We start from the raw sequence: 2,360 nt of genomic DNA on the forward strand, positions 1-2,360 counted from the left end.
GAGCTCGCCGAGAAGCTCGACCTCGACAAGGCGACCTTCCGGGCCACGGTGGAGCGACTCAACGGGTTCGCTCGCACCGGTCGCGACCAGGACTTCGGCAAGGGCGACTCGGCCTACGACCGCTACTACGGTGACCCGACCGTGCGACCGAACCCGTGCCTGGGGACCATCGAGAAGGGCCCCTTCGTCGCCTACAAGATCGTCATCGGCGACCTCGGCACCAAGGGCGGAGTGGTGACCGACGCCGACTCCCGCGCACTGCGTCACGACGGCTCCGTGATCGAGGGCCTGTACTCCGCCGGCAACAACTCCGCCTCCGTGATGGGACACACCTATCCGGGTCCGGGGTCGACGATCGGTCCGGCTGCCGTGTTCGGTCTGCGCGCCGCCCGCCACATGGCCCGCACGAGAGGATGACACAGGTCTAGGCTCCCCAGCATGCCCACTACCGACACGCCGCCCGGCCGAGCCGCGAACCTCGGCCCGGCCGCGGCGGCGCGCAATCGCACCGCACTCCTCACGGCGGCTCGAGCGGTCTTCGCCGAGAGCGGGATCGACGCCCCGCTCGCGGCGATCGCCAAGCGGGCCGGCGTCGGGCAAGGCAGCCTCTACCGGCACTTTCCCGACCGGGTCGCCCTCGCCGTGGCCGTCTTCGAGGACAACGTGGCCGAGCTCGAGCTGCTGGCTGCCGACCCGCGCTCGACGCTCCGGGACCTGCTCACGAAGATCACGCAGCAGATCGTGGACTCGACCGCGTTCGTCGACCTCGTCCGCGCCGCGAACACCGACGACCGCGTCGCCTCGCTCGCAGCCCGCGTCGAGGCCGTCATCGACGCGCGGGTCCGGAACGGCCAGGCGGACGGAACTGTCCCGGGAGATCGCACAGCATCGGACCTGATGCTCTCGGTGACGATGGTCTCCGCAGCCGTCTCGGCCGACGCGCCCGTGGCCACGCTCCGACTCCTCGCACTGCGCGCCTGGCGGCTGCTCGGGGTGGACCTGACCGCGCGTTGACCCCGCCGACGCCCCCGCGACAGCTCGCCAGCCGCGTCGCAGCTCCAGGGTCACGAGGACGGCCACATGTCGAACGGCTCGCCGCGGACGATGAGTTCCACCCCGCCGCCCGGTCTACACCATGCCCCTGCCACCGACCCACCGGAGCACATCATGGGATCGATCGAGATCGAGCTGTTCACGACCCTGGACCTCGTCGGGCAGGCGCCCGGCGGGCCCGACGAGGACCCGATCGGGTTCCCGTTCGGCGGCTGGCAGGCTCCCCTGCTGGACGACGTCGCCGGTGAGCAGGTCGCTGCCGCGTACGAGGGCACCGACGCCCTCCTGCTCGGGCGCCGCACCTACGACATCTTCGCCGCGTTCTGGCCCCACCAGGAGGGTGGCCAGGACGACGACTTCGCCGCGCTGTTCAACCGCATCCCCAAGTACGTCGCTTCGCGCGGCACACCCGACCTCTCCTGGGCCGGGTCCACGCAGCTCGGCCCCGACCTCGCCGCCGCGGTGCGTGAGGTCCGCGACCGGCACGAGCACGTCAAGGTCGTCGGCAGCCTCGGCCTGGTGCAGACGCTGCTGCGCGAGAAGCTGTTCGACCGCCTCGACCTCTGGATCCACCCGATCGTCCTCGGCGTCGGGAAGCAGGTGTTCGACGGCGGCGCCGTCCCCACCAACCTGACTCTGCTCGAGCCGCCCGCGGCGAGCCCTGCAGGCACGGTCATGCTGCGTTACGGTCTTGCCGACGGCACGCCCGCGACGGGCGACATGGCCGCCGCCGACCGCGGCGTCGGCGCCGCCGACCAGAACCACTGAGACGGGACGACGCATGGCGATCCAGCGGCTGGACAACATCGGCATCGTCGTCGCCGACCTCGACGCGGCGGTCGCGTTCTTCGTCGAGCTCGGGATGGAGCTCGAGGGCAGGGCGCCCATCGAGGGTGCCTGGGCGGGGAGCGTCGTCGGGCTCGACGGGATGCGGTCCGAGATCGCGATGCTGCGCGTGCCCGACGGGCCCGGACGGCTCGAGCTGTCCGCCTACCGCTCGCCCGACGCGGTCGACATCGGCCTGGGTGCGGCGCCGTCGAACACCCTGGGCCTGCACCGCGTGATGTTCGCGGTCGACGACATCGACGACACCGTCGCCCGGCTCGGCACGCACGGTGCCACGCTCGTCGGCGAGATCGTCCGGTACGAGGACGCCTACCGGCTCTGCTACCTCCGCGGGCCCGAGGGGATCATCGTCGCCCTGGCCGAGGAGCTGGGCTGACGAGGGCTCGGCCCCGGAGACCGCCGAGGTAGAACGTCCTGCGCGAGGTAGTACCCACCGGGTTCTATCTCGCGCAGGACGTTCT

4 protein-coding genes are annotated in these 2,360 nt (G+C 71.6%); all 4 read left to right on the plus strand.

The window, feature by feature from the left end; all coding sequences use genetic code 11:
- A partial coding sequence (locus ACFWFR_RS19125) for an FAD-binding protein (protein WP_377624164.1) occupies window positions 1-417 on the plus strand: 417 nt, incomplete at its 5' end.
- A 21-nt stretch (window positions 418-438) separates the two neighbouring features.
- On the plus strand, window positions 439-1,014 hold the full coding sequence (locus ACFWFR_RS19130) for a TetR/AcrR family transcriptional regulator (protein WP_377616373.1): 576 nt from the start codon (window positions 439-441) through the stop codon (window positions 1,012-1,014).
- A gap of 153 nt (window positions 1,015-1,167) precedes the next feature.
- Window positions 1,168-1,821: a dihydrofolate reductase family protein gene (locus ACFWFR_RS19135; RefSeq protein ID WP_377616372.1), complete on the plus strand. Its 654-nt coding sequence runs from the start codon at window positions 1,168-1,170 to the stop codon at window positions 1,819-1,821.
- A gap of 13 nt (window positions 1,822-1,834) precedes the next feature.
- Window positions 1,835-2,275, plus strand: coding sequence for a VOC family protein (locus tag ACFWFR_RS19140; RefSeq protein ID WP_377616371.1), 441 nt, complete (start codon window positions 1,835-1,837; stop codon window positions 2,273-2,275).
- The last annotated feature ends 85 nt before the right edge of the window (window positions 2,276-2,360 follow it).

Origin of the sequence: Oerskovia sp. NPDC060287 (assembly GCF_042726775.1) — a bacterium.
GTDB lineage: Bacteria > Actinomycetota > Actinomycetes > Actinomycetales > Cellulomonadaceae > Oerskovia > Oerskovia merdavium.